Source organism: Carnobacterium sp. (assembly GCF_040274945.1).
In the GTDB taxonomy this organism is placed as follows: Bacteria; Bacillota; Bacilli; order Lactobacillales; family Carnobacteriaceae; genus Carnobacterium_B.
This window is the reverse complement of record NZ_JBEMAR010000001.1, coordinates 97373-118053: the sequence shown is the minus strand read 5'-3', so window position 1 is coordinate 118053 and position 20681 is coordinate 97373. Positions and strand designations below refer to the sequence as shown.

20 protein-coding genes and 1 other annotated feature are annotated in these 20681 nt (G+C 35.3%); of the genes, 15 read left to right on the top strand and 5 right to left on the bottom strand.

The genetic code is table 11. The features are described 5' to 3' along the window. Nucleotides 1–128 precede the first annotated feature (128 nt). On the top strand, nucleotides 129–323 hold the full coding sequence (locus ABS916_RS00565; RefSeq protein ID WP_350450070.1) for a hypothetical protein: 195 nt from the start codon (nucleotides 129–131) through the stop codon (nucleotides 321–323). 151 nt (nucleotides 324–474) lie between these two features. On the opposite strand, the gene ABS916_RS00560 is transcribed toward ABS916_RS00565, so the two are convergent. The 4 genes from ABS916_RS00560 to ABS916_RS00545 all read right to left on the bottom strand — a co-directional run bounded on the left by ABS916_RS00560 (nucleotide 475) and on the right by ABS916_RS00545 (nucleotide 3151). Next, nucleotides 475–963: a hypothetical protein gene (locus ABS916_RS00560; RefSeq protein ID WP_350450069.1), complete on the bottom strand. Its 489-nt coding sequence runs from the start codon at nucleotides 961–963 to the stop codon at nucleotides 475–477. A 195-nt stretch (nucleotides 964–1158) separates the two neighbouring features. Continuing rightward, complete coding sequence (locus tag ABS916_RS00555; RefSeq protein WP_350450068.1) at nucleotides 1159–1470, bottom strand: ssDNA-binding protein; 312 nt, start codon at nucleotides 1468–1470, stop codon at nucleotides 1159–1161. Then, nucleotides 1467–1856 (bottom strand): hypothetical protein, encoded by a 390-nt coding sequence (locus tag ABS916_RS00550; RefSeq protein ID WP_350450067.1) that lies wholly within the window; start codon nucleotides 1854–1856, stop codon nucleotides 1467–1469. Before ABS916_RS00550 ends, ABS916_RS00555 begins: the two co-directional genes overlap by 4 nt. Continuing rightward, nucleotides 1853–3151, bottom strand: a complete 1299-nt coding sequence (locus ABS916_RS00545; protein WP_350450066.1) for a Y-family DNA polymerase — start codon at nucleotides 3149–3151, stop codon at nucleotides 1853–1855. The genes ABS916_RS00550 and ABS916_RS00545 overlap by 4 nt, the downstream gene beginning before the upstream one ends. Nucleotides 3152–3687: 536 nt before the next feature. Between ABS916_RS00545 and ABS916_RS00540 the strand changes: the two genes are divergently transcribed. From ABS916_RS00540 to dtd, 13 genes are all read left to right on the top strand, one after another. Beyond that, the gene (locus ABS916_RS00540) at nucleotides 3688–4668 is read left to right on the top strand and encodes an aldo/keto reductase (protein WP_350450065.1); all 981 of its coding nucleotides are present in this window, start codon (nucleotides 3688–3690) and stop codon (nucleotides 4666–4668) included. Nucleotides 4669–4877: 209 nt separating this feature from the next. Then, nucleotides 4878–5324 (top strand): MarR family winged helix-turn-helix transcriptional regulator, encoded by a 447-nt coding sequence (locus tag ABS916_RS00535; RefSeq protein ID WP_350450064.1) that lies wholly within the window; start codon nucleotides 4878–4880, stop codon nucleotides 5322–5324. Nucleotides 5325–5341: 17 nt separating this feature from the next. Beyond that, nucleotides 5342–7078, top strand: coding sequence for an ABC transporter ATP-binding protein (locus tag ABS916_RS00530; protein ID WP_350450063.1), 1737 nt, complete (start codon nucleotides 5342–5344; stop codon nucleotides 7076–7078). Nucleotides 7079–7082: 4 nt separating this feature from the next. After that, a complete protein-coding gene (locus ABS916_RS00525; RefSeq protein ID WP_350450377.1) occupies nucleotides 7083–8954 on the top strand; it encodes an ABC transporter ATP-binding protein in 1872 nt (623 codons plus the stop codon). Between the two features lie 175 nt (nucleotides 8955–9129). Further along, nucleotides 9130–10011 carry an AAA family ATPase gene (locus ABS916_RS00520; RefSeq protein WP_350450062.1) on the top strand — a complete coding sequence of 294 codons (882 nt, stop codon included), beginning with the start codon at nucleotides 9130–9132 and terminating at the stop codon, nucleotides 10009–10011. Between the two features lie 64 nt (nucleotides 10012–10075). Beyond that, a complete protein-coding gene (locus ABS916_RS00515) occupies nucleotides 10076–10564 on the top strand; it encodes a P-loop nucleotide/nucleoside kinase family protein (RefSeq protein ID WP_350450061.1) in 489 nt (162 codons plus the stop codon). Between the two features lie 185 nt (nucleotides 10565–10749). Beyond that, nucleotides 10750–11388: a DNA-3-methyladenine glycosylase gene (locus ABS916_RS00510; protein ID WP_350450060.1), complete on the top strand. Its 639-nt coding sequence runs from the start codon at nucleotides 10750–10752 to the stop codon at nucleotides 11386–11388. Further along, complete coding sequence (locus tag ABS916_RS00505; RefSeq protein WP_350450059.1) at nucleotides 11388–11882, top strand: DUF3013 family protein; 495 nt, start codon at nucleotides 11388–11390, stop codon at nucleotides 11880–11882. The genes ABS916_RS00510 and ABS916_RS00505 overlap by 1 nt, the downstream gene beginning before the upstream one ends. 45 nt (nucleotides 11883–11927) lie before the next feature. Further along, nucleotides 11928–12881 (top strand): 50S ribosomal protein L11 methyltransferase, encoded by a 954-nt coding sequence (gene prmA / locus ABS916_RS00500; RefSeq protein WP_350450058.1) that lies wholly within the window; start codon nucleotides 11928–11930, stop codon nucleotides 12879–12881. Then, complete coding sequence (locus ABS916_RS00495) at nucleotides 12882–13643, top strand: 16S rRNA (uracil(1498)-N(3))-methyltransferase (protein WP_350450057.1); 762 nt, start codon at nucleotides 12882–12884, stop codon at nucleotides 13641–13643. Between the two features lie 84 nt (nucleotides 13644–13727). Beyond that, nucleotides 13728–14372, top strand: a complete 645-nt coding sequence (gene deoC / locus ABS916_RS00490) for a deoxyribose-phosphate aldolase (RefSeq protein WP_350450376.1) — start codon at nucleotides 13728–13730, stop codon at nucleotides 14370–14372. A 237-nt stretch (nucleotides 14373–14609) separates the two neighbouring features. Then, the gene (locus ABS916_RS00485) at nucleotides 14610–16820 is read left to right on the top strand and encodes a RelA/SpoT family protein (protein ID WP_502880566.1); all 2211 of its coding nucleotides are present in this window, start codon (nucleotides 14610–14612) and stop codon (nucleotides 16818–16820) included. Nucleotides 16821–17032: 212 nt separating this feature from the next. Beyond that, nucleotides 17033–17479, top strand: a complete 447-nt coding sequence (gene dtd / locus ABS916_RS00480) for a D-aminoacyl-tRNA deacylase (RefSeq protein ID WP_350450056.1) — start codon at nucleotides 17033–17035, stop codon at nucleotides 17477–17479. 47 nt (nucleotides 17480–17526) lie between these two features. On the opposite strand, the gene ABS916_RS00475 is transcribed toward dtd, so the two are convergent. Continuing rightward, on the bottom strand, nucleotides 17527–18843 hold the full coding sequence (locus ABS916_RS00475; protein WP_350450055.1) for an N-acetylmuramoyl-L-alanine amidase family protein: 1317 nt from the start codon (nucleotides 18841–18843) through the stop codon (nucleotides 17527–17529). A gap of 203 nt (nucleotides 18844–19046) precedes the next feature. After that, nucleotides 19047–19256, top strand: a binding site (T-box leader). Nucleotides 19257–19325: 69 nt separating this feature from the next. On the opposite strand from ABS916_RS00475, the gene hisS reads away from it, so the two are divergent. Beyond that, nucleotides 19326–20651 carry a histidine--tRNA ligase gene (gene hisS / locus ABS916_RS00470; protein ID WP_350450054.1) on the top strand — a complete coding sequence of 442 codons (1326 nt, stop codon included), beginning with the start codon at nucleotides 19326–19328 and terminating at the stop codon, nucleotides 20649–20651. Nucleotides 20652–20681: the final 30 nt, after the last annotated feature.

The following is a 20681-nucleotide window of genomic DNA, read 5'->3' as shown; positions in this document are numbered from 1 at the left end:
ATAGCTACCTATTGAGTTTCATAGTTTAGTATAAGAGCATTCGTTTAGTTGGAATTTTTACCAAGCTAACTGCATCGAGTTAAGATTACTTTCTGGTATAATATAGGCACCAGAAAGGAGGGAGAAATATGATGTATAACTATAGAGTTTTAACTGTTACGAGTAATCCTATTGGAGAATTTGAAGGGCGCGAAACTGTACAAAACGATTTAGAACTATTGTTAGGAGAAGTAAGTGAGAACGAAGGAGAAATTGTTTCTGTCAACCAAGTGATGACTGAACCGCATGTTTTACTTACAACAGTTGTTTATAAAGTGCAATAAACTTCAAGACTCCTTTTGGGGGTCTTTTTTATATGGAACTAATTCATTAGTGTCATAATTGAACTACTATTAAAATAATACTTATAATAAAATAAGAAACTGCCCTACACTTCATGTGCAGGGCAGTTAATGTGTCTATTGGTTAACTTAGTTAAGCTACTATTTCATAAGTACCATCTTTATAAACTTTATATATACCAGCAGCTCCAGAGCCGCCTTGTTCTTGTAAAGATTGGCTTATTAATTTCAAAGTGTAAGAGTCTTCGTCTGATTCTAAAACTTCATAGATGATGTCTGTGTTATCAGCTTCAATTCCAGTTTCTTCTTTGATAAAAGTAAAAGCTTCTTCTTCAGAATTGATGACATTTTCTGATGTACCTAGAGTGCTCTCTGTAGTTTCTTCTGAACTACTTGAAGTGCTTTCTGCTGGTTCTTCCAAGCTACTTGAACTCGATTGTCCATCAGAAGTAGGTGTACTTGAAGCACTTTCTGACGACTCCTCCGAGCTGCTTGAACTTGATGAGACACTTTGTGCAACAGAAGATTGTGAAGAAGCTTCTTCATCTCCATTGCTAGTACCGCAACTGGTTAAAATAAATAACCCCATTAGCATAGTTAGAGTCATACTTAATTTTTTCATTTTTTTCTCCTTTCGTAATAGGAATAGTTTGAGAAAAGAAGAAGTAAACTATTCTGTTAGTGTTATTTTTTGATTAGATAATTTTTATTACCTAGTTGGAGTATATCACTACCAAACTTGTATTAAAAATAATTAGGCTGACCAACTTATTGAAATTGCTGACCTGTTTAATAGTAAAAATGCTAAGAATGAATCTTAAAACATCACCTTTTTGTGTGGCATTCGATGACCTTTATAATCAAATACTTGCCCAAAGTAATTAGGTGGGCTTAATAGTTTGAACTTTTGCACCACTAATTGATTGCGATCGTTAATGACAGATTCAATTGTAATTTTTGAACCGAGTTTTACTTCATACACAAAACTAAAAGCTTTTTTACCAGCTATTAAACAATTAAACTTGCGACCATCCGAGAGTAGAGTAAACCTACAGAAGGGTGTGCCGTTTTTTGTATTGATTACTTTAACATCTGAATCAACTTTTCCTGTAATGATAGCCGTATTCATATTTTCCCCTCCATTTCCTTGTCATTAGTAAGATCAGTCCATTTTTTTAGACTGATAAATTGAATATTGCGAATCTCATCGAAATCAACTTTTGTATCGTTTACGTAGATACCTAATTCATCTCCACCAATAACTAGACCAACAACATCGTCCTTATAATGCCCATTTTGGTCGACGGCTTCAATTTGTATAGCAATGGACTTATTCTTGAGTACAGCTTCATTGATTACGGATGTGATTTCTTGTGAGTCCATTTGTCTTTTTTGTGGATTGAATTTCTTTTTCTCATTCGTTAATTTTTCTTGAGCAGCTGTATGTTCGGACAAATAAAATCCTGCCCATTTTTGAATACCCCGATCACGGTATTCATCATTTAAGTCATTCATTTTATACCCTCCATTCCGCCAGCATGGCCACCAACAAGAGAACTACGGTCGATAGCTGTGGCACCATCCATAAGACTACTAGCATGTACTAATGATTGAAAACCATATTTCTCTCTTATTTTATCGACTAGTAAATCTAATTTTTCATTTGTAATTTGTTCAGTCGGATCTTCAAATAGATCCAATTGAATATCACTCGTATAGGATAATTTTGAATAGGTAATGCCTATGCGCCGGACGGCTTTGTCATCCTCGTAATACTTATTAAAGATTTCAAAGCAGGAGTCAACTAATTTCTTTGTATTAGAAGTACTTGGTATCTTTAATTGGCGCGAAAAACCATCTTGTTCCTCATATTTAGAGTAACTAACAGAAAGACTGACACATCCTGTTTGACAATGATGCTTTCTAATTCGGGTAGCAACTTGTTCAGCCATTTCACGAATAACAATTTTAATTTCATGTTTTTTATAATAGTCTTTTTTGAGAATTTGAGAGTTGCCATAACTTTTTTCTAAAGGACGATAGGAGTCTCTAATGTCGCTGCGATCGATGCCCCAAGCACTTGCATATAATTGTTCACCAATTAAACCCATTGAATCTCTCAGCTGATAAAAATTTGCATGGGCTAGATCATAGACTGTTTTAATTCCTAAACTGTTTAATCTAAGTGCTGTTCGACTTCCGATACCCCACATGTCGGTTAAGTTTTCTAATTTCCAAACCGTGTTTGGAACGTCTTTATATCGCCATTCAGCAATAAGGCCTTTATTATATTTGGCCCCATTGTCTAAAGCTAGTTTAGCCATTAGCATATTATCGCCAATGCCAATCGTTACGTATAGACCGGTCTTCTTAAAAATATGGTATTGAATCATTCTGGCCAATTCATAAGCACTCTTTTTTTTGAAAAGTTTTAGACTTCCTCGGACAGAAATAAACGATTCGTCGATACTATAAATATGTAAATCTTCATCAGAAACGTATTTACGAAAGATATCGTTGATTTCAGTATTCTTTTTAATATAATAGCTCATTCTAGGTGGTACGATAACCAAATCGGGGTGATAAGGGATTTCCCATTTCCTAGTAACGTTTCTAATGCCTAATACTTCTTTAGCTTTTGGTGAAGCAGCTAGTACGATGCCACCTGGTTTATCTGCGTTACTCATAACAACTAGTAGAGCTTTTAGAGGATGTAAGCCACGTTCAACACATTCCACAGAAGCATAAAAAGATTTAACGTCAATACAAAAAATATCATCGCTTCTTTCTTTAGCATAATTGAATGACATAAGAACCCCTCCTTTCATTCTATTATACGAACGTTTGTTCTGTTTGTAAAGCGAACACTCCATAAAAAAATCCTTCTATAAAATTGGGCTCTACAATTTTATAGAAGGATTCGTTAAATCGAGTACAGAATATTTCTGGAGGAATAAGGGCTGCTTGTAGCCATGTCTAAGGATTCAATGCGAATTACAGAGCGTTAACGCTTCAGCGGTTACGCTTTGTTTAAGGCTTGAAAGTCTGAAGACTCTGGCTTCAGACGGTCACATGGATTTTCACAAGCAAGCCCGTCTATTCCAGAAGAAATTCTAATGTATTGTATCCACACCATTTGGGGAAGAGGCTGAAAATTGAAGGTACAATGATTGGGGAAGCTACATAAAAAAGTTGTTTTTACTTGACTTAAAGTTCACTACAAGGTGTATCCTAATCCTTAATAAAGTGATTTTTTACTGAAAAGACTTTTGAGTAGAAAGAACAGGCGTGATTTAGTAAGATTAACTTTACGAGGTAGATTCATGATTAGTGAAGGAGTGAGATGATGGAATATACAAAACTAGGAAATACAGGAGCGGACGTTTCAAGAATTTGTCTAGGAGCAATGAGTTTTGGAGATCCAGAAAAATGGATTCATAAATGGGTATTAAATGAAGAGGAAAGTCGTCCCATTATTAGACGAGCATTGGAACTGGGGATCAATTTTTTTGATACTGCTAATATCTATTCGATTGGGAAAAGTGAAGAAATTTTAGGGAAAGTATTAAAAGAGTATGCCAATCGAGATGAAATTGTATTAGCAACAAAAGTTCATGGTCAAATGTTTGACGGTCCGAATGGTGGAGGTTTATCAAGAAAAGCTATTCTTTCTCAAATTGACCAAAGTTTAGAACGATTGCAAACCGATTATGTTGATTTGTACATTACTCATCGCTGGGATTATGATACGCCGATAGAGGAAACGATGGAAGCACTTCATGATATCGTTAAATCTGGTAAAGCAAGGTATATTGGGGCTTCTTCAATGTATGCTTGGCAATTTCAAAAAGCACAAACTATTGCAGAACGGAACGGGTGGACTAAATTTATCTCTATGCAAGATCATTTAAATTTGATTTACCGTGAAGAAGAACGCGAAATGATTCCTTACTGCTTATCAGAAAAAATTTCTCTGACACCATACAGTCCTTTAGCTTCAGGGCGCTTAACACGAGATCTATCCATTCAAACAAAACGGACAGAAACGGATAAGATAGCACGTCTTAAATATGACAAAACAGCTGACCAGGACCTTGAAATTATTGGAAGAGTTGCACAACTAGCGGAACGTTACGAAGTCAGTAGAGTGCATGTAGCACTTGCATGGCTCTTGCAAAAAGAGGGAGTAGCTGCACCGATTATTGGAGCAACTAAACTCGAACATGTAGAAACAGCTGTTGCTGCAGTAGATTTTAAACTTACTCCAGAAGATGTTCAATTTCTAGAAGAACCTTATATTCCACATCGCATTGTTGGTTTTTCATAGGGAAATAAGTAACTTGAAAGTAGAAAGTGGAGGCAGATTAAATGGAAACCGTTAAGTTTTTAACAGGCTTAGGGAAAAGCAAATAAAGACTAAATAAAATTACTTTGAAAGAATAAGTAGATTTCACTATCTATTTATTCTTTTTTTTGCTAATATAGTTACCTGTAGTAATTATACTAGGTAAACTAATTAGAAAAGAGGGCTGAGCAATGGATAGTCAACTATCTGAAGAATATATCGATGCATGTTTAAGTGCGAAACACACGATGCGGTTTTTGCCTGAACCTCCTCCTGAAGTCCAACAAAGACACGTTTATATCATCAAAACATTATATAATTTATCAAAAGAGTTAACGGAGGTACGTATCAGTGATATTGCTGAGACACTAGGCGTAACGCTGCCAAGTATCACAAAAAACATAACCTCGTTAGAAGACTTGGGTTATATAAAAAAAGTAGCCAATATTGAGGATAAACGGGTAGTCAATATCAAATTAACTAAAAAAGGACTAGAGTTGTATCAAAAAGTGGTCTATGAGTTTCATCACAAAAATAGTCAGATTCTAAAAGGTATTCCGGAAGAAGATATCCGTCTAACGATAAAAACGATTTACCGAATATATGATTTAATGGAGCAGGAACATTCGCTCAATTAAAAGGAGAGAAGCTAACAATGTATAAAACATTAATGAAATCATTGCGACAATACAAGAAACCGTCGTATTTAACTATGCTGTTTATGGCATTAGAAGTTGCTACAGAAATTTTCATTCCATTTCTTATGGCAAAAATTATTGACAAAGGGTTGATAGCAGGTGATTTAGATTATGTTTTTAAAATCGGATCACTCATGTTTTTGATGGCCTGCATGTCTATGTTGTTTGGAGTACTAGGCGGGAAATTTTCTTCAGATGCCGCTGTAGGACTTTCGACGAATCTGCGTCAAGATATCTACGAAAATATTCAAACCTTTGCCTTTGATAATATTGATAAATATTCTTCATCTAGTCTGATCACAAGACTGACAACGGATATTACCAATATTCAAATGGCCTTTCAAATGATTCTAAAAACAATTATTCGAGCACCATTCATGATTGCATTTGCATTTGCAATGGCCTCTTATACGAATTTGAAATTATCTTTAACTATTTTAATTATTGTTCCGATTGCAGGTTTTATTTTAGTTGGACTAATTTATCGCGTACACCCTTATTTTATACAAGTCTTTAAGAAATATGACCGGTTGAATCAAACCGTACAAGAAGATATCAATGGTGTACGTGTTGTGAAATCGTTTGTTCGTGAAGAGAAAGAAATCGAAAAATTCAAAATAGCATCTGAGGATATTAAAAATCTGTTTACAAAAGCAGAAAAAATCACAGCATTGAATGCTCCAGTAATGCAGATTGCTATTTACTCTTGTTTGCTTCTTGTTTATTGGTTTGGGGCGAAATACGTTGTAGGCGGAACAATGAGTACGGGTGAATTAACGAGTTTTATCACGTATATGATGCAGATTCTAAGCAGTATCATGATGATTTCTATGATCTTTATCATGATCGTCATCTCTGAAGCTTCAGTAGAACGTGTAACGGAAGTGTTAAAAGAAAAAGCAACTTTAAAAAATCCTAAAAACCCAATTACAACAATTGAAAATGGCGAAATTGAGTTTAGGAATGTTCAATTTAAATACAATGAACTGTCAGAAGAACCAGATTTAAATCATATTAACTTTACGATCAAATCTGGTGAAACAATAGGGATTATCGGTGGAACAGGTAGTGGTAAAACGTCACTGATTCAATTGATACCGCGCCTATACGATGTAACTAAAGGCGAGGTATACGTTTCAGGGCGTAACGTAAAAGAGTACGATTTAGTCACCTTGCGTGATCAAATTGCAATGGTATTGCAAAAAAATACGTTGTTTTCAGGAACGATCATCGACAATTTACGTTGGGGAAATAAAGAGGCATCTGAAGAGGAAGTTCGCCGTGTTGCGAAATTAGCCCAAGCGGATGATTTTATTCAAGACTTTCCAAATAAATATGAAACAATGCTGGACCAGGGTGGTTCAAATGTCTCTGGTGGTCAAAAACAACGGTTAACCATTGCTCGTGCCTTATTGAAACAACCAAAGATTTTAATTTTGGATGATTCAACAAGTGCTGTAGATACAAAAACAGATGCTTATATTCGAAAAGCATTTATTGAAGAAATTCCAAATACAACAAAAATTATTGTGTCACAACGCATTTCTTCCATTCAAGATGCTGACCGTATTATCGTCTTAGACGAAGGGGAAATCAGTGGAGTTGGTACACATGAAGAGTTATTGAAAAATAATGAGATCTATAAAGAAGTATTTGATTCTCAAGTAAAAGGGGGGACTATAGTTGAAGAATAATTCGATGATGAGACCAACTGTTAGTCCATTAAAAATATTCAAAAGAATTCTGTCTTACGCGACGAAGCAATACAAATTACGAATCATTGTCGTAGTTGTCAGTATTATTATTAGTGCAGCAACTAATGCGATTGGAATCAGTTTTACAAAGACTTTGATTGATGAGTACATTGCGCCACTTCTTACTCAAGAAACACCTGATTTTTCGAATTTAGCACGTACTATTGGGCTAATGGCGATGTTGTATTTGACCGGTGCTCTATTCACCTATATTTTCAATCGCACAATGGTTACAGTGTCACAGGGAATCCTTAAAGACATTCGTGATGAAATGTTTACGCATATGGAATCTTTGCCCATTCGCTATTTTGACAGCAATGCAACAGGCGATATCATGAGCCACTATACAAATGATACGGATACGTTAAGACAGATGATCAGTCAATCCATTCCACAAATTTTTTCTTCGCTGATCATGATTTTATCGATTATTATTGCCATGTTTATTATTAATATCCCAATGACCTTAGTGGTTTTGTTTATGGTAGGGATCATGGTTGCTGTTATTCGTACGATTGGTGGGAAAAGTGGTCGTTACTTCTCGATTCAACAAGCCGCATTGGGTACGTTGAATGGTTATGTGGAAGAAATGATCGAAGGACAAAAAGTCGTGAAAGTATTTAATCATGAGGAAGAAGCAGTTGCTGACTTTAGCAAATTAAATGAAGACTTGAGAGAGAATGCTACAAAAGCCAATACGTATGCGAATATCCTAATGCCAATCATGGGGAATATTGGGAACTTTATGTATTTGTTAACAGCTATCATAGGAGCTACGTTGTCAATCACCGGATTAACAGCTTTAACGGTTGGTAGTATAGCGTCTTTTGTTCAATTTACAAAAAGTATCACAATGCCTGTAGCTCAGATCTCACAACAGTTTAATGTGATTATCTTATCCCTTGCAGGTGCAGAACGTATATTTAATCTATTGGATGAAAAACCTGAAGAAGACAGTGGAACGGTTGAGTTAGTAAATGTTACTAAACAAGCGGATGGTACACTTGTAGAATCTACACAACGGACAGGTGGTTGGGCATGGAAACAAACTACTACTGCCAATGAAGTTGTGTACAAGGAGTTAACCGGGGATGTGCGTTTTAAAGATGTGACCTTTGGTTATAATTCAGATAAAACGATTCTTCATAACATTAATTTATTTGCAAAACCAGGGCAAAAACTTGCTTTTGTTGGAGCAACTGGTGCTGGGAAAACAACCATCACCAACTTGATCAATCGCTTTTATGATATTCAAAAAGGAACCATCACTTACGATGGGATCGATGTTAAAAATATCAAAAAAGACGACTTAAGAAGATCGTTAGGAATCGTTCTACAAGACACGCATTTATTCTCAGGAACGATTAAGGACAATATTCGTTACGGACGATTAGATGCTACGGATGAAGAAATTGAAGCAGCAGCAAAATTAGTTAATGCGGACTTCTTCATTAGACAATTGCCACACGGGTATGATACAGAATTAACAGGAGATGGCGGTTCGCTTTCTCAAGGACAAAGACAACTGCTGGCAATTGCTAGAGCAGCTGTTGCAAATCCACCTGTCTTGATTCTTGATGAAGCAACGTCTAGTATCGATACACGTACAGAGACGGTTGTACAGAGTGGAATGGATGCTTTGATGAAGGGTAGAACAGTATTAGTAATTGCTCATCGCCTTTCAACTGTCCGCAACTCGGATGCCATCATGGTAATGGAACAAGGACGCATCATTGAAAGAGGAAACCATGAAGAGCTGATTTCTCAAAAAGGAGAATATTACCAACTTTATACTGGCGCTTTTGAAATGGATTAAATAAACAGACTAAAGGCACTTTCCAATTTGGAGAGTGCCTTTAGTCATCAAAAATGATTATATTATTTATCCAAAAAGGGTTAGAAATTGAATTAGCCTATATGACTAGTTTACTTCATAATAATCTTCCTGCATAATGAGAATAAAGCTAAAATGTTCTGGAGGGGAGAGTATCATGAAGCATTTAAACTCAATCACATTTCCTGATAAAGAGGTAGAATTTGATTTTTTTCTCGAAATTAAACGAACAGTCTATGATTCTTTTTATCCCTTTCAAGTTTTACCGAAACACAGTTTTGAAAGAATTGATTTTGAACCAATTACCATTCTTTATGGGGGAAATGGTTCTGGCAAAACTACAGTCTTAAATATCATTGCTGAAAAATTAGGATTAAAGCGAGATTCTAGTTTCAATAAATCCAATTTTTTTGTGAATTATCTTTCTCTTTGTGCTATAGACATTGTGGAAACAATTCCTATTCATAGTAGGATCATTACAAGTGATGATGTATTTGATTATATCTTAACTATTCGTTCGTTGAATGAAGGTATTGATTTAAAGCGTGAAGCGCTATTTGAAGAGTATTTAGAGGCAAAATATTCTAAATTTCAAATGCAGTCATTAGAAGATTCCGATCAATTGCGAAAAGTAACGGATGCTAGAAGTAAAAGTCAGTCACGTTATGTAAAAGGTAAGTTGATGAATAATGTTCGAGAATACTCAAATGGTGAAAATGCCTTTCGTTATTTCACAAATAAGATCGAAGAAAATGGACTTTATGTATTAGATGAACCAGAAAATAGTCTTTCACCTATTCGTCAAATGGAACTTATGCAATTTATCGAAGATTCTGCTAGATTTTTTGGATGTCAATTTATTATTTCTACTCATTCACCATTTTTTTTAGCACTTCGCGAGGCAAAAATCTATGATTTAGACTCAGATCCGGTAGACGTGAAAAAATGGACAGAATTAGAAAATGTCCAAACCTATTATAATTTCTTCAAAGAGCATCAAGAAGAATTTCATTTATCTGAGAATAAAAATAAGGACTAAGAAATGAATAACTAGATAGATGACCAACCCTTGAAGTAAACTATAAATTATGGAGGTATCTTAGATGAAAGAGCCATACCATTCAACAAGTAGAGTTATTCTTATGTGTGGAACAGCAGGATCAGGAAAGTCGACTTATGCACAGATACTAGAACAACAAGGATTCGTTCGTTTATCTTATGATGTAGAGTCATTTAATAAAGGATACAAAATTCACCCGCTGCCAACTGATGTTTACAATGAAATCAAAACATTTCTTGATCTAAAATTAAAAGTACTAATTAGAAAAAATAAAGATGTTGTTCTAGATTATTCCTTTTGGTCACGTAAAATGCGTGATCAATATAAAAATATGCTGGTTCCATTCGGAATAAAACCAGAAATCATTGTAATCGTTACTCCTAAAGAAATTGTTTTACAAAGAATTCACGACCGAAAAGGAAAAAATTCTAATGATATTATGATAGACGAAAAAACTGCAGCTCAATATTACGAAAATTTTCAGCCACCAACACTTGATGAAGGGGAAGTAACAATCATTAATGGCTACTAATATTCAAGTTAGCAAAAAAAATATTTTGGACATTTTTATAAATTAATACAATAAAAAGGTCAAGATAACATATTGAATTGTCAATCGTAAAAATGACTTTCTTTTTATCTAAGTGTTATTTTATTGTATACTAAGAAGTGAATAAAGTAGCATTTAATGTGCACTAAACTAGAAAGAGGATTGAAATGAATTTTTGGACAGATCGGACAAAAACAACACAAGAAATTGCTCAAGACTTACTTGGGTGTTTGGTGATCAACGAAACGGACGAAGGGGTGACATCTGGCTGGATTGTAGAAACCGAAGCTTACTTGGGTGAAGTGGATGAAGCTGCTCACAGTTACGGGTTAAAAAAGACACCTCGCCTAGCTTCTATGTACAAAGAATCAGGTACGATTTATATCTATAGTATGCACACTCATTTGATGTTAAACGTTGTGGTTCAAGATAAAGGGATACCGGAAGCTATTTTGATTCGAGCCATTGAACCTCAAAAAGGATTAGCGTTAATGACAGAAAGACGAGGAAAATCTGGATTCATAGTAACAGATGGACCAGGAAAAATAACAAAAGCGATGAACATTACAAAATTGGACGACGGTACACTGGCTACAGAACCACCATTGACCATTGATGTGGAAACGAGAAAAATTCCTAAAAAAATTGACGTTTCTTCCAGAATAGGTATTCCGAATAAAGGAGAATGGACAGAAGCTTTGCTTCGGTATACGGTTGCAGGTAATCCATATGTATCAAGAAAAAAAGGCAAGATAGATGCAGATTTCGGTTGGAAGAAACCGACAACTAATGGAGGCGAAAAATAATGGCACAAGAAACAGTATTAGATTATTTAGGAGAAGCATTAGAAGAAAGTGATTTTGAATTTGATTGGAAATTAGAGTGGAATAAGCGTCAACACGCTATTGAACTATACTTTTCGATTTTTGCTGAAAATAAAGAAAATCATGTTGTGATTGAAGATGTTGAAGGAACTGCAAATGAAGGTGAGATTATTCAATTTGAAGACGCTATTTGCTTTTTTGATCCTAAAAAATCAAAAATTCAAATGGACAACTACTTAAAAGCTTTTCCATTTGATTTTAAAATGGGGATTGAAAAAGGGTATATTGATGCAGTATTAAAAACTTTGCGTATAGTAGTAACGGAAGGGCAATCAGATCTGTTAGACTTTGCTACTGACCCAGCAATTGATACATTTGAATTAAATTGGAACGATACGAATTTTGACGGAACAATTAAAACGTTGAAAGATGTTAATCGCTACAGTGAGGAAAAGCTAATCTATCCGAAGTACTGAACGAGTAGAATCAACTATATTTTTTATTGGAGGCCACGTAACAAGATGAAATGGACAGAAGTACAAATACAAACATCAAATGAAGCTTTAGATGCGGTGTCAAATATTCTTATTGAAGCAGGTTCGCAAGGGGTAGCTATTGAAGATATTCAAGATTTTTTAAATTCTCCAGATGATGGATTTGGTGAAATCTGGGCATTAGATGAAGCCGATTTTTCTCAAGAAGGCGTAATTATAAAAGGGTATTTTCCAAATACACTCTTCTTACCTGAATTGCTCCCAAGCATTAAACTTCGCATCAATGAATTGGAAACGTTTGGTTTAACTATTGCGCCAAATATCGTAAAAGTAGACGAAGTTGTGGAAGAAAACTGGGCTACTGCGTGGAAAAAATATTACCATCCTTTGCAAGTAACACGATTTTTAACGGTTGTTCCAAGTTGGGAAGAGTATGAATTGAGACATGCAGATGAGCGTGTGATTCGATTAGATCCAGGCTTAGCTTTCGGTACAGGAACTCATCCAACTACTATGCTGTCCTTACAAGCTCTTGAAACCTATATTCGCGGAGATGAAACGATTTTAGATGTAGGAACAGGTTCAGGTGTATTAAGTATTGCCAGTAAAGCTCTAGGCGCCAAGCATGTTCATGCGTATGATTTAGATGATGTTGCAGTAAAATCAGCCATGGATAATATTAAGTTAAATGACTATGCTAAAGATGTTACTGTAAAAGCTAATGACTTGCTGAAAGGTGTAACGATCGAAGCAGATATTGTGGTAGCTAATATCTTGTCAGAAATTATTGTACCGCTTATCCCAGAAGCTTATGACGTTTTAAAACCAGGCGGTCTATTTTTAACTTCTGGAATTATTGAAGATAAAAAAGAACTCATTCTTTCTGAGCAAAAGAAACAAGGTTTCATCATTCTTCAAGTGCAACAAATGAAAGATTGGTGTAGTATTGTCGCTCAAAAACCGTTGGCGGAGGATGAATAAATGCAACGTTATTTTTTGAAAGAGGATTTAACAGATTATCAAAACCAAACCATTTCAATTAACGGAGATGCTTTCCATCATATGGTAAAAGTTATGCGCATGAAAGTTGATCATCGAGTGTATCTTGTCACAAAAGATCAAAAAGCTTTCATTGCTAGAATCAGTGCTATAGAAGAGAAAGAAGTTCAGTTGAATTGGGTAGAAGATGACCTTAGACAACAAGAATTGCCAATTGAAGTAATGATTGCAAGTGGACTTCCTAAAGGCGATAAATTAGATCTAATCATACAAAAGGGAACAGAGTTAGGCGCAAGTGCCTTTATTCCTTTTGCAGGTTCTTTTTCAATTACAAAATGGGACACTAAAAAAGCGGCAAAAAAAATTGAACGGTTACAAAAAATTGCGCAAGAAGCTGCTGAACAATCTCATCGTACAAAAATCCCAACAATTGAGTCGCTCTCTTCAGTAAAACAGTTGGTAGAGATGAAAGGAAATTTCGATGTCTGCTTAGTAGCCTATGAAGAAAGTGCTAAAGCGGGAGAAGATCAAAATTTTGTTAAAGGATTGAAACAGGTTCCAGTTGGCGGTAAGTTATTGATTGTTTTTGGTCCAGAAGGTGGGTTATCAAAAGAAGAAATCGATATTTTCCTTCAACATGGTTTTTTACCTTGCGCATTAGGCCCAAGAATTTTAAGAACGGAAACTGCTCCGTTATATGCTTTAGCAGCAACCTCGTATCATTTTGAATTAATGCATAAATGAGAAATTTCTTTTTGTTCCAAAATGAAAAGTCGGGTATAATGAAAATGCTATCAACAGTATAAGAAAGAGGGATATAATATGACAATAGAATTAAATAAAACAATTGACCACACGATATTAAAACCAGAAGCAACAGAAGCACAAATCATCACACTTTGTGAAGAAGCTGCAGAGTATAACTTTATGTCTGTATGTGTAAATCCAACTTGGGTTAAAAAATCCGCTGAATTACTTAAGGGTACAGATGTAAAAGTATGTACAGTTATTGGTTTTCCTTTAGGAGCTAATACACCAGAAGTTAAGGCTTTTGAAGCAGAAAATGCGATTAAAAATGGCGCAACAGAAGTAGACATGGTTATCAATATTGGCGCTCTTAAAGGCGGAGATGACGCTTTAGTTCAACGTGATATTGAAAGTGTAGTAAATGTTTCAAAAGGAAAAGCTTTATCAAAAGTTATTATTGAAACAGCTCTATTAACGGATGAAGAAAAAGTACGTGCATGCGAACTTGCTAAAAAAGCCGGAGCAGATTATGTGAAAACATCTACTGGTTTTTCAACAGGTGGAGCAACACTTGAAGATATTAAATTAATGCGTGCTACTGTAGGGCCAGATATGGGCGTTAAAGCAAGTGGCGGTGTTCGCACAACTGAAGATGCTAAACAATTTATTGAAGCTGGAGCAACTCGCTTAGGTTCTTCAAATGGACTAGCAATCGTTAAAGGTTAATAGGTCTCTAATAAATGAACTAACTAATTGGAAAGAATACGAGTCGAACGATTGACTCGTATTCTTTTTTATCAAAAAATAATCACTGTTTTAGTTGATTTTTTGGTTTATATTGAAATTAAGGATTAGAATGAGTATAATATAATGAGAATACAGGAATTAAAGCACTCATTTTGGAGTGCTTATTTTGTAATGAATTTTTTACAAGCTAGGGATAAATGAAAAGAAGGTGACAAGATGCCTAAAAACAAAGATTATACTGCACAAGAAGTAATTGCTTTAACTGTTACTTATATGAATAGCAGTCATGTGGCTTTTGTCAAAAAAGCATGCGATTTTGCTAAGAATGCCCATAAAGATCAATTCAGAAAATCTGGAGAGCCTTATATTATTCATCCAATACAAGTAGCGGGTATTTTAGCTGAATTAAAAATGGACCCTGTAACAGTGGCAACGGGATTTCTTCATGATGTTGTAGAAGATACTGAATATACTTTTGAAGATATTTCCAGAGAATTTTCACCTGAAGTAGCTATGCTCGTTGATGGCGTTACTAAACTAGGGAAAATTAAATATAAATCACACGAAGAACAACAAGCAGAAAATCACCGTAAAATGTTGCTGGCCATGGCAAAAGACCTAAGAGTTATCATGGTTAAGTTAGCTGACCGGTTGCATAATTTACGCACATTAAAATTTCATAGACCTGAAAAACAAAGACGCATCGCAAATGAAACACTTGAAGTCTATGCTCCGTTAGCTCATCGATTAGGGATCAATTTAATTAAATGGGAATTAGAAGACACTTCTTTGCGTTACCTAAATCCTCAACAATATTACCGTATTGTTCATTTAATGAATTCTAAAAGAGAAGAACGAGAAAAATATATCACGGATTCTATTTCAAAAATTGAAGAGTCTGTAGAGGAATTAAACATATCTGCAGATATTACAGGTAGACCAAAACACATCTATTCCATTTACCGTAAAATGCGTGACCAGAAGAAACAATTTGATCAAATTTACGACCTATTAGCTATACGCGTTATTGTAGACTCGATTAAAGATTGTTATGCAGTGTTAGGCGCGATTCATACACGTTGGAAACCGATGCCTGGTAGATTTAAAGATTATATTGCCATGCCAAAATCGAATATGTATCAGTCCATTCACACTACCGTTATAGGAGAATTTGGTAAACCTATAGAAGTTCAAATTCGCACAAAAGAAATGCATGCAGTTGCGGAATATGGAGTTGCAGCTCACTGGGCATATAAAGAAGGCATTACCAGAAAAGTTGAAGATGATTCAGATGGTAAAAAAATCTCTTGGTTTAGAGATATTATTGAATTACAAGATGAATCTAGTGATGCAAGTGACTTTATGGAAAGTGTCAAAGAAGATATTTTTAAAGACAAAGTTTACGTCTTCACACCAAAAGGCGATGTCAGCGAATTGCCTTCTGGTGCTGGTCCGTTAGATTTTGCATTCAATATTCATACTGAAATAGGGAATAAGACAACGGGTGCTAAAGTTAATGGAAAGATCGTTCCCTTAAATTACAAATTAAAAACGGGTGACATCATTGAAATATTAACTTCTCCAAATTCTTATGGACCAAGTCGTGATTGGATCAATTTAGTATCAACCAGCAAAGCCAAAAATAAAATAAAACGTTTCTTTAAACTACAAGATCGTGAAGTTAATGTCATAAAAGGTCGCGAAATGGTTGAAAAGCAGTTAACTGAAATGCAGTTTCCGCCGAAAAATTTCTTGACGAAAAATAATATCAAAATGCTGTTAGAAAGATTTAATTTCACTTCAGAAGATGATTTATACGCTGCTGTAGGATATGGTGAGTTAACAGCTCTTGTAGTAGCCAATCGCTTAACGGAGAAAGAGCGTAGAGATCGAGATCTGGAAAAGAAAATCCAAGATACTACGTCAATAGAATTGAAAACTAAAAAAGAGCCTGAAAAAATTAAAATAAAACATGAGGGCGGCATTGTCATTCAAGGAATAGACAATTTACTGATTCGTATCAGTCGTTGTTGCAATCCTGTTCCGGGTGATGAAATTGTGGGGTATATTACAAAAGGCCGTGGGGTTTCGATTCATCGAAAAACGTGTCCAAATGTTTTAGCAGCAAAAGATGCTGAAAATCGATTAATTGATGTTGAGTGGGAAGATACGACATCCAAGAGTCAAGAATACAATGCGGAATTACAGATTATTGGTTATAACCGTTCCGGTTTGTTAAATGAAGTATTGCAAGTTGTAAACAGTATGACCAAAAATTTAAACAATGTGAATGGAAAAGTAGACAATAATAAAATGGCTACTATTACATTAACAGTAGGTATTCAAAATATTCAACAATTAGATAAAATTGTTGAAAAAATAAAATCGATTCCTGATGTATACAATGTGAAAAGAATGTCTTCTTAATCGATAGTAAATAAAAAGCAGAAATTGCCTATCTTATAGGAAATTTCTGCTTTTTTTATTGGGTTGTTTGACAAATGATGATAGTACTCTAAAGAATATTTCTTTTAGAATAGAAGTAATCTTATCTTTCAAATTAGTACCAGGTCCGATACAATTGTTAAACAAGAAGATAGACAAGCAAAATTCTTAGAAAGTAAAAAGGTGGGTTCAAGATGAGAGTTATCATACAAAGAACAAAGCAAGCAAGTGTTAGTATTGAAGAATCGGTTGTGGGAGAGATTACTCACGGGTTCGTTCTCTTGGTTGGAATAGAAGAAGAGGATCAACAAGAGGATATCGAATACCTTGTACGTAAAATTAGTAAAATGCGTATCTTTGAAGATACACAAGGGAAAATGAATTTAAGCATAGAGGACGTTGGTGGAGAAATTCTTTCCATTTCTCAATTTACACTACATGCTGACACTAAAAAAGGGAATCGGCCAAGCTTTATTAAAGCAGCAAAACCAGATATAGCTATTCCACTATATGATGCATTCAATAATCAGTTAAGAGCGGCCGGTCTAACGGTTCAAACAGGAACCTTTGGTGCAGACATGCAAGTTTCGCTTGTAAATGATGGCCCAGTAACCATTATCATAGATAGTAAACAACGTTAAAAAAACTGACCCTACAAGAAAAATTCCTTGTAGGGCCAGTTTTTTGTTTACGGAATAAAGTATTGATTCAATGATTGATAAAGGATCTCTGCAATAGAAGATTGATAGGACGCGGAATTGACCGTATATTGATCCACATCATTATTTAGATAACCTAATTCAAGCAGGATGGCAGGCTGAGTATTTTCTCTTGTGACGTAGAAATCCCCAAATCGCACACCATTATTTGGCAATAAGCCATTTTGTTTCAAATTAGCATTTACGATCTCAGCTAATGGCATGTCTTTGTCATGGTAATAGTACGTTGTAGTACCACTGATTTCATTAGCTGTTTCAGTTGAATCATAATGTAAACTAATGAACACATCTGCATTTGATTGATTACTGATGACTGCTCGTTCATCTAAACTGACAAATTCATCATCTGAACGCGTCAAGATAACATTTGCTCCAGCATCACGTAACCGGTTAGCCACGAGCTTAGCTGTATCTAGCGTAACCTCTTTTTCATAAAATGAATGTGCTAAAGCACCAGGATCATTTCCACCATGTCCGGCATCGATTACAATCGTTGCTTCAGCTAAGGAAGTAATATTGGCAGTTGGTGCAGGTGTTTGGTTGGCTGATAAGTCTACCACCCAGTTTGCTACATAACCCGTTTCACCACTTGCTAACTCTATTTGGTACCAATCGCCTTCAGTAGAGAGATAAGTGAAACTTTCTCCTTTTTCAGCAGTTGCCACAACGCTACTTTCAACAGAAGGACTGGTACGAATATTCGTGCTAGCACTACGAGTTGTAACGGTTTGTATAGGCGCTGAATTTTTTTCTGCTACTGCAACAGTGGTTGTTTCAGTAGATGATTCAGTAATGTCAATTAGCTCTGAACTGATCCAAGCAACTTGACCATAGTATTGAACTTGTGTCCAGCCTTCTTGCTGGAACAATACGGTTAACTCTGTTCCATTGACTACTTTTCCAAGAATAGTAGAGTCCACATTGCTTTCACTACGTATATTTACTTCTTCTCCAGTAACTACACCAATTTTATTGGTTGCAGCACTCACTTCGGTATTCTCAATAAGCCAACTGGCGATCCAGCCAATCTGATCATTGCTTAAACGTACTTTATACCATTCATTTTCTTCGGTTAACATGGTTACTTTTTCTCCACCAGTAACCTGTGTCATAATGTCGTAAGATAATCCTGGACCTGTTCGGACATTGACAACACTTGCATCCACTTTGATGGTTCCTTGATTAGCAAGAACGACGGTGGCGAAAGCAGTTAAGCCGATAAACAATGCAATGATGAACAATGTAACAATCTTTTTTTGCTTTTTTAATGTTAATTTATTTTTCACTGATAGTTTCACTACTTTCTTAATGGCGGTAACGCAACCAACTATAGAATATATGTACTTTTCAATTATAGCAATGATGCGCTTTAATATGCAATTAAATCCTAATATTCCTTCAATTTTTTTACGAATGCACAGAACAAGACCTTTTTACTTTCTAGTCTTGACATTGTTTATCCTTTCTTGTAATCTTACATTATTGTATATAACACCCAATGAGAGAAAAAGTAAGCAATTCTGACGTGTGAATAGAGAGAATTTCCTTGGCTGAAAGAAATTCCCGTAGAGTTAACTGAAAGACATTCTTGAGGGTTAGCAGTGAAAAGCTGTTACGTTACGAGCGTTAATCGTTGAGGAAAGCTTATGCTTTCAAACAAAGGTGGTACCACGATAATAACTAATCATTCGTCCTTATTCTATTTAGAATAAGGGCGTTTTTTTTGTATTTTTTTAAGATAATTGTAAAAAATAAGGAGTGTTGATTAATGGCTATTCAAAAACCTAAAGGGACAGCAGATTTATTACCCGAAGATGCAAGAAAATGGCAATACGTTGAAGAAATTTTAAATATGGTATTGGCTGACTATCAATTTGGAGAAATAAGAACACCTATTTTTGAGAGCTACGATTTATTTTCTCGCGGTGTTGGAGAAACAAGTGATATCGTTTCAAAAGAAATGTATGATTTCTATGATAAAGGCGAACGTCATATGTCGCTTCGTCCAGAAGGAACAGCGCCAGTTGTACGTGCATTTGTTGAAAACAAACTATTCGGACCTGAACACAATAAACCCTACAAAGTTTATTATAAAGGCCCAATGTTCCGCTATGAACGTCCTCAAGGTGGCAGAATGAGACAATTTCATCAACTAGGTGTTGAAGTTTTTGGTAGTACAAACCCGGCAACAGATGTCGAGTCAATGGCTCTTGCTATGGCTTTGTTTGAAGAACTGGGCCTAGAAAAATTGACTTTAGTGATCAATTCATTGGGGGACTCTGAAAGTCGTGTAGCTTATAGAGAAGCTTTAATTGCTTATTTAGAACCTCATTTCGAAGAGTTAAGTGCCGATTCGCAAACACGTTTGCACAAAAATCCTTTACGTGTATTAGATAGTAAAGATAAAAAAGATAAAGAAATCGTCAAAAATGCTCCATCTATTCTAGATTATTTAAGTGAAGATTCAGAAAAACATTTTGAAGCCGTTAAAGAAATGTTAACAGCTTTAGATATTCCTTTTGTAATCGACAGCAATATGGTTAGAGGATTAGATTACTATACGCACACGATTTTTGAAGTAATGAGTGATGCTCCAGGATTTGGCGCAATCACAACGATTTGTGCCGGTGGCCGTTATGATGGATTAGTAGAAGAAGTCGGTGGTCCTGCTACTCCTGGTTTTGGTTTCGCGTTAGGCTTAGAACGTTTAATGATGACATTAGAAGCAGAAGAAATTGAAATACCGGATACCCATGAAGTAGATGTTTATGTTATTGGTTTAGGAGAAGCAACAAATCTTGAGTCACTTAAGATTGTTCAAGCTGCTCGAGGAGCTGGGTTATCTGCTGAACGGGATTACATGAACCGTAAAATAAAAGGCCAGTTTAAAACTGCTTCAAAACTAAATGCTAAAGTGGTCATTACTTTAGGCGATGCAGAATTAGAGCAAAAAGAAGTGAATTTTAAAGTTATGAAGACTGGAAATGAATCAAAAGTTACATTAAAAGAGATCTACAAAGATTTTGAAAAATTATTCAATTTAAAAGTAGCAGATATGACAGCTTTTAATGACTTTTTCAACAAAGAAGATTAAATAGGAACAACTAGTGATAGGAGCTGGAGC